This window comes from Thiomonas sp. UBA7699 (assembly GCF_002482605.1).
In the GTDB taxonomy this organism is placed as follows: Bacteria; Pseudomonadota; Gammaproteobacteria; order Burkholderiales; family Burkholderiaceae_C; genus Thiomonas; species Thiomonas arsenitoxydans.
Window position 1 is genome coordinate 105,311 of record NZ_DLGH01000025.1, and the last position, 6,732, is coordinate 112,042.

General features: G+C 66.5%; 8 protein-coding genes. 3 read left to right on the forward strand and 5 right to left on the reverse strand.

Features of this window, described 5'->3' with window-relative positions; translation table 11 throughout:
• Positions 1-35: 35 nt before the first annotated feature.
• Positions 36-683, reverse strand: a complete 648-nt coding sequence (gene rsmD, locus B3H47_RS11605) for a 16S rRNA (guanine(966)-N(2))-methyltransferase RsmD (protein ID WP_286987083.1) — start codon at positions 681-683, stop codon at positions 36-38.
• Between the two features lie 64 nt (positions 684-747).
• Between rsmD and ftsY the strand changes: the two genes are divergently transcribed.
• Positions 748-1,854, forward strand: a complete 1,107-nt coding sequence (gene ftsY / locus B3H47_RS11610) for a signal recognition particle-docking protein FtsY (protein WP_276709289.1) — start codon at positions 748-750, stop codon at positions 1,852-1,854.
• A 15-nt stretch (positions 1,855-1,869) separates the two neighbouring features.
• On the opposite strand, the gene B3H47_RS11615 is transcribed toward ftsY, so the two are convergent.
• Both B3H47_RS11615 and chrA read right to left on the reverse strand, forming a co-directional pair.
• A complete protein-coding gene (locus B3H47_RS11615) occupies positions 1,870-2,496 on the reverse strand; it encodes an FMN-binding negative transcriptional regulator (protein WP_276709287.1) in 627 nt (208 codons plus the stop codon).
• Between the two features lie 113 nt (positions 2,497-2,609).
• On the reverse strand, positions 2,610-3,821 hold the full coding sequence (gene chrA / locus B3H47_RS11620) for a chromate efflux transporter (RefSeq protein ID WP_276709284.1): 1,212 nt from the start codon (positions 3,819-3,821) through the stop codon (positions 2,610-2,612).
• A gap of 66 nt (positions 3,822-3,887) precedes the next feature.
• Here chrA and B3H47_RS11625 point away from each other — a divergent pair, with 66 nt between their 5' ends.
• Positions 3,888-4,202, forward strand: coding sequence for a cupredoxin domain-containing protein (locus B3H47_RS11625; protein ID WP_276709282.1), 315 nt, complete (start codon positions 3,888-3,890; stop codon positions 4,200-4,202).
• On the opposite strand, the gene B3H47_RS11630 is transcribed toward B3H47_RS11625, so the two are convergent.
• Together B3H47_RS11630 and B3H47_RS11635 are read right to left on the reverse strand one after the other, a co-directional pair.
• Positions 4,174-5,529: an MFS transporter gene (locus B3H47_RS11630; protein WP_276709281.1), complete on the reverse strand. Its 1,356-nt coding sequence runs from the start codon at positions 5,527-5,529 to the stop codon at positions 4,174-4,176. The genes B3H47_RS11625 and B3H47_RS11630 overlap by 29 nt on opposite strands.
• Positions 5,530-5,546: 17 nt before the next feature.
• Positions 5,547-6,218, reverse strand: coding sequence for an ArsR/SmtB family transcription factor (locus B3H47_RS11635; protein WP_276709279.1), 672 nt, complete (start codon positions 6,216-6,218; stop codon positions 5,547-5,549).
• 157 nt (positions 6,219-6,375) lie between these two features.
• On the opposite strand from B3H47_RS11635, the gene B3H47_RS11640 reads away from it, so the two are divergent.
• Positions 6,376-6,732, forward strand: a 357-nt coding sequence (locus B3H47_RS11640; protein ID WP_286987084.1) for an AAA family ATPase, incomplete at its 3' end; no start/stop codon positions are given.

The following is a 6,732-nucleotide window of genomic DNA, read 5'->3' on the forward strand; positions in this document are numbered from 1 at the left end:
GGCAACGGGTTGTAAGCGTGGAAAGGACGTGCAGTTTAGGGGTTTTGCGGCGCCAGCGCGTCGACAGTGTTGCGCCGCAGCAAAGCAAAGTGCACCTGACCGGCCCGACCCCGTCGCCAGACAGCCCAGCCCTCGGTTTCCAGCGTATCGAAGAGCTCGGCCCTATCGGTCTCCACATAAACCAGACCTTGTGATGCGACCAGCGGCTGCACCGCCTGCAGCGCGGCGAGTTGTTGCGCACTGACATAGGGCGGGTCGATGAACACGATGTCGAAGCGTTCGCCGGCACGCGCCAGGCTGTGCGCGCAGGAGAGCGCATCGGCGCCTCGCACCTGCACCTGTGTCGCGCCGAGACGCTGCGCGGCGGCGGCAATCGCGACCACGCAGCGAGGATGCTGTTCGATCAGCAACACCGAGGCCGCGCCGCGCGAGGCCGCTTCCAGCCCGAGGGCGCCGCTGCCGGCGTAGAGATCGAGCACGCGCAGACCGGCCAGCGTCTGGCCGAGCCAGTTGAACACGGTCTCGCGCACCCGGTCTGGCGTGGGGCGCAGTCCCGGCAGATCGGGCACGGCGAGCTTGCTGCGTTTCCACAGCCCGCCAATGATGCGGACTTCGCCGCTGTGCGCGCGGCGGGGGCGGACGGAAGGGTTTGGGGCGCGATGGCCTGGAGACTGGGTATTCATGGGCAGGTAAATTGTAGGAGTCTGTCGTGCATCATCTTGTCCTCTTTTCTTCGATCGGTTGTCCATGTTCCGCTTTTTCAAACGCAAATCCGCTCCCGAAACCGCCGTGCCCGAGGCGACGGCCGAGGTTGCGCCTGAGGCGATCACCGCGCTTGCCGCACTGCAACTGGACGCGCCCGCTGAAGCCGCACAGGCCGTGGACCCCGCCGTTGCGACGAGGTCTGAGCCCGAGACATCGCAGGCTGTCGTGCTCGTCGCCGAAGAGCAGCCGACTTCCGGCTGGTTCAGCCGCCTGCGCTCTGGCCTGCGAAAGACCGGCTCGGGCATCAGCGGCCTGTTCGGCGGCAGCAAGATCGACGAAGCGCTGTACGAAGAACTCGAATCGGCCCTCATCATGGCCGACGCCGGCATGCCCGCCACCACCGCGCTGCTGGCTGATCTGCGTCGGCGCGTGAAATCGGCCCGCGCCGAAACCCCCGCCCAAGTTCGCGGCCTGCTCGCCGACGCGCTGGCCGATTTGCTCAGTCCCCTGCAAAAGCCGCTCGACATCGGTCGCCAGAACCCCACCGTGCTGATGATGGTGGGCGTGAACGGCGCGGGCAAAACCACCACCATCGGCAAGCTCACCCAGCACCTGCTACGCGCCGATGAAAAAGTGCTCCTGGCTGCGGGCGACACCTTCCGCGCGGCGGCGCGCGAGCAACTCGTCGCCTGGGGGCAGCGCAATCAGGTGCAAGTCATCTCGCAAGACGGCGGCGACCCGGCCGCCGTTGCCTTCGACGCCGTGAGCGCAGGCAAGGCGCGCGAGATGGACGTGGTGATCGTCGATACCGCCGGGCGCCTGCCCACCCAGCTTCACCTCATGGAGGAGCTGAAAAAAGTCAAACGCGTGACGGCCAAGGCCATGGACGGCGCGCCGCACGAAATCCTGCTGGTGATCGACGCCAACAACGGCCAGAACGCCCTGGCGCAGGTTCGCGCCTTCGACGATGCGCTGGGCCTCACCGGCCTGGTCATCACCAAGCTCGACGGCAGCGCCAAGGGCGGAGTGATCGCGGCCATCGCCCGCGAGCGGCCGGTGCCGGTGTATTTCATCGGCGTGGGAGAAAGCCTGGACGATCTGCAGACCTTCGACGCGAAGGCGTTCGCACGGGCGCTGGTGGGGGAGTGAGCGGAGTTCGGCGGGTTACGAACTGGACTTTTTCATCGCATCTGCCAATTCGCCATCCCCGCGCTGGTGCAAGGCATCGATAGCGCCTTCGCGATCGCGCAATTCCCGGTTTTGGCTGAGTTTGGCTTTGCCCTCCAGCCGCGACACCGTGATTTCGATGCCGACGATGGCTTGCACCATGGCGTCGATATAGTCGGGCGCGGAGTCGCTCATTTTCCAGGGCTTCGGCTCCTGCGCTTCGTGTGTGCGGGTGAGGCGCGCGACCACGCCACGAACGAATTTTTCATCGTCGTGGACGGTCAGATGACCGTGGGCATGAACGACTTCATAGTTCCAGGTGGGAACCTGGCGGTGGGTCTCATGTTTGCTCGGGTACCAGCTCGGCGAGATATAGCCCTCGGCGCCGCGGAAGATGACCATCACCTCGGCGCCGTTCCTGCACTGCTGCCACACGGGATTGGCGCGGGCCACGTGACCGATGAGCGTGCCCAGCAAACCCTGCGCCGGATCGAACTCGAAGGGAAGGTGGTTGGCATCGAGCCCGCCGCCGGTTTGCGTGACCAGAATGCCCAGAGGATGTGCGCGAAGGATGCGGTGCAATTCGCCCGGCTGAGTGATGGCGAAGTGGGAAGGGACGTACATGGCGGCAAGTGGCAGCAGTGGGCGGGAAACGCGACTATCGCTCAAAACTTGCGCAATCGGCGCCCGGCTTCAAAAAAGTGCACATCGGCGGCGGTGCAATGCGGCGCGGGGAATCACCCCCAGCCCAGTATTGCAGTGAGCGCTGCACCGCCGACCACCACCGCCCACGGCGCAACCTTCCAGACTTGCAGCAGCAACAGCGCGGCCAGCGCCAGGGCGAAGTCGCGCGGGGTGTGGATGGCGGCCGTCCAGACCGGGTCGTAGAACGCGGCCAGCAACAAGCCGACGACGGCGGCGTTGATGCCCATCAGGGCGCTGCGCATGGCGGGGTGATGGCGCAGGCCGTTCCACAGCGGCAAGGCCCCGGCCACGAGCAGAAAGCTGGGCAGGAAAATACCCAGCAACGCCACGCCCGCGCCCAGCCAGCCACCCGGCCCCTGCGCCGAAGCAGCGCCCAGAAACGCGGCGAAGGTGAACAGCGGCCCCGGCACGGCTTGCGCCGCGCCGTAGCCTGCGAGGAAGGTGGAGTTGTCCATGCCTGCCGGAACGACCTGGGCCTGCAGCAGCGGCAGCACCACATGGCCGCCGCCAAACACCAGCGCGCCGGATTGATAGAAGCTGGAAAACAGCGCCAGCGCGGATTGATGCAAGCTGGCCGCGAGCAGCGGCAAGCCGACCAGCAGCGCGCCGAACGCCGCGAGCAGCACCACGGCGCTGCGATGACGCAGCGGCACATGCAGCGGCGCATGCACTGCGTCCACCGGGGGGCGCAGCAGCCAGCGCCCGACCACCGCGCCGAGAAGAATGACGGCGAGTTGGCCGCTGACGCCGGGCATCAGCGCGGCCAGCACCGCAGCCGCCACCGCCAGACTGGCGCGCTCCCGATCCGGGCACAGGCTGCGGCCCATGCCCCACAGCGCCTGCGCCACCACGGCGACGGCGACCAGTTTGAGCCCGTGCAGCCAGGTGCCGTGGGCTAGCGCGCCGACATGCGTGAGCAGCAGAGCGAAGGCGGTCATCGCCAGTGCCGAAGGCAGGGTGAAGCCCAGCCAGGCGGCCAGCGCGCCGCGCAAACCGCCGCGCATCAGCCCCAGCCCGATGCCGGTTTGCGAACTCGCCGGACCGGGCAGGAACTGGCACAGCGCCACCAGATCGCCATACGCCTGCGCCGACAGCCAGCCGCGTCGCTCGACGAACTCGCGGCGGAAATATTCCAGATGCGCAATCGGCCCGCCGAACGCCGTGAGCCCCAGCCGCAGAAAGGCGAGGAAGATCGTCGCCGCCGCCTCCGGCGGTGGTGTACGAGGGCGTTGATGATCGGGCATGGGGAATGTCCTTGTTGCGACGTTGCGGCGGTGCGTCTAATTTGAACGGCTCTACAGGAGCTTGCCATGCGCAGACCGTTCATCAGAACCGCGATTCTCGCCTTGCTCGTCTGGCCATGTTGCGCGTTGGCGGCCACGGTGCAGATTCAAATCAGGGGCATGAATTTTCATCCCGACACGGTGACGGTCGCGCCCGGAACCACGGTGACCTGGACCAATGACGACAGCTTTGCCCACACTACGACCAGCGATACCAAACTTTGGGACTCGGGCCTGCTCCAGCCAGGCAAATCGTTCAGCCACACCTTCGACAAGCCCGGCAGTTTTCCCTACCACTGCGCGGTGCATACCTTCATGACCGGGACGGTGACGGTGAAGTAAGTCGCGGGTGAGTTTCCTGCGCGCGCAGCAGCACCCAAAACCCTGATGCGGCCAGCAGCGCCGCGGTGAACCAGAACGCCGGGGCGATCAGCCCGGCAACCTGCGCAATGGCGCCCAGCACCAGCGCGCCCAGGGCGTAGCCGGTGTCGCGCCAGTAGCGGTAGGCGCCCAGCGAGGAACTGCGCCAGTTCGGGTGCGAGATGTCGGCCACCGCGGCGATGAGGTTGGGATAGAGCAACGCCATGCCCACGCCCATCACCACGGCGGCAGCCAGCCAGGCGACTGTGCCCGCGACCAGCGTGACGGCAGCCACGCCCGCCGCCAGCAGCCACAGCCCGCAAACGATGGTCGGCTTGCGGCCGATGCGGTCCGACAGCGGCCCGGTCCACAACTGCGAGGCGCCCCATGTCAGGCCATAGACCCCCGTGACCCAACCGATGTCCACCACGCTCAGGCCGTGGCCGTGCAGATACAGCGGAAACAGCACCCACAGCAGGGTGTCGGCCACCTTGTTGGCCACCCCGGCCTGACATAGCGCCGAAAACGTGGCGTGGCGAAACGACACGAAGGCGAACACCTGCAATGAGGACGGATGCGCGGGCAGCCCTTCGGCGAACCTTGGCCTGACGCCCTGATGCTTGCCGTCGGCATGACGCTGGCTCTCGGCGCGCGCCCAGGGCAGGGTCTCGCGCACGAACAGCAGCGCGGTTGTAAGCCCTGCGGCAATCACCAGCAGAGCGAATCCCAGCAGGGCGGGGCGCGGGCCGTAGAGCTGCGCCAGATAGCCGGTGACGATGCCCGCCAGCCCCACCGCGGCATAGCCCGCGAACTCGTTGATGCCGGTGGCAAGTCCCCGTTGCTCGGCGCGGGTGATGTCCACCTTGCTGGTCACCGTCATGCTCCAGGCGAAACCCTGGTTGATGCCGAGAAACAGATTCGCCACCACCACCCACCACCAGTTGGGTGCAAAGTAGATCAGCAGCGGGATGGGGATGGCCGCCACCCAGCCCATCACCAGCACCGGCTTACGCCCAATGCGCTCGGACAGCCGCCCAGCGACGAAATTGAGCATGCCCTTCACTAGCCCGAAGGAGATGACGAAGCTCATCAGGTAGAGAAAGGACGATTTGGGCACGCCAAAGTCTTGCTGCGCCACCACCGGCAGCACAGTGCGTTCCATGCCGATGACCAGGCCGACAAAGCCCACCTGCGCCGCCTGCCAGATGAACTGCTGCAGGTTGATGCGGATGCCTTGCAGATAGGGCTCGGCCGGGGCGGACGCGTTGAGATCGGCAGCCCCCGAGCGGCTTGCAGGCGGAGGGAACATTGCGCGGCGCATCGCCGTCAGGGCGCTGTGTCCTGCTCCAGCGGCAGCCCGGCAGCCTGCCATTCCGGCACGCCCTCGGCGATCTTGCGAGCGCGAAAACCGCGTTCGACCAGCAGCTTCACCGCCGTGTCGGACATCACGCAGAACGGCCCGCGGCAATAGGCCACGATCTCCTTGCTGCGCGGCAGTTCGCGCAAACGCGCCTCCAGTTCGGGCAGCGGCAGCGAGCGTGCCTCGGGCAGATGCGCGGTGCGGTATTCGGCCTCCGGGCGCACGTCGATCAGTACCGCATCGCCCTTGCGCACCTTGTACAGCAGGGTCTGACTGCTCTCCAGCGTGAGCCGCTCGGGGCCGGAGAACAAGCGCTGCATCACCACTTGCAGATCGGCCACATGCGCTTCGGCCACGCTGCGCAGCGCCACCCACAGCGCGGCCACGTCGGCGCCACTGACGCGATAGATGCGGCTCTTGCCGTCTTGGCGCACCTGCACCAGCTGCGCGCCCTTGAGCACGCGCAAATGCGCGCTGGCGAGCTTGATGTCGATAGCGGCTTCGCGCGCCAGCGCCTCCACCGGCTTTTCGCCCTGCGCCAATATTTCCAGCAGCTCCAGCCGCTTGGGGCTGGACACGGCCGCGCCGATGCGGGCGACTTGTTCGTACAGATGGTTTTTGAGTTCGCGTGAGTTCATGGAAAAAAATCTAACGAACACGCGAATGTTTGTCTATCAAGAGTTTCCATGAGGGCCCTCGTGCCGGGCTTCGGGTTCCTCCGCTACGTCGCGCTTGGCGAGACTTTTATGATCAGCCCATGCGCATGCGCTCAATGCGTTGAATTTCACAAACACGATGACCTACCCGCACCAGACCGAAGTCGCCGCCCTGCGCGAGCAACTCAGCACCGACATCGTCGGCCAGACGGCGCTGCTCGACCGTCTGGTTATCGGCCTGCTCACCGGCGGCCACCTGCTGCTCGAAGGGCTGCCCGGGCTGGCCAAGACCACTGCGGTCAAGGCGCTCGCTAGCCGGGTGCACGCCAGCTTCCAGCGGGTGCAGTTCACCCCCGATCTGCTGCCGGGCGACCTGACCGGCACCGAGGTGTTCAACCCCGCCGAGGGCACGGTGCGATTCGTGCGCGGGCCGCTGTTTCACGACATCGTGCTGGCCGACGAAATCAACCGCGCACCGGCCAAGGTGCAGTCGGCG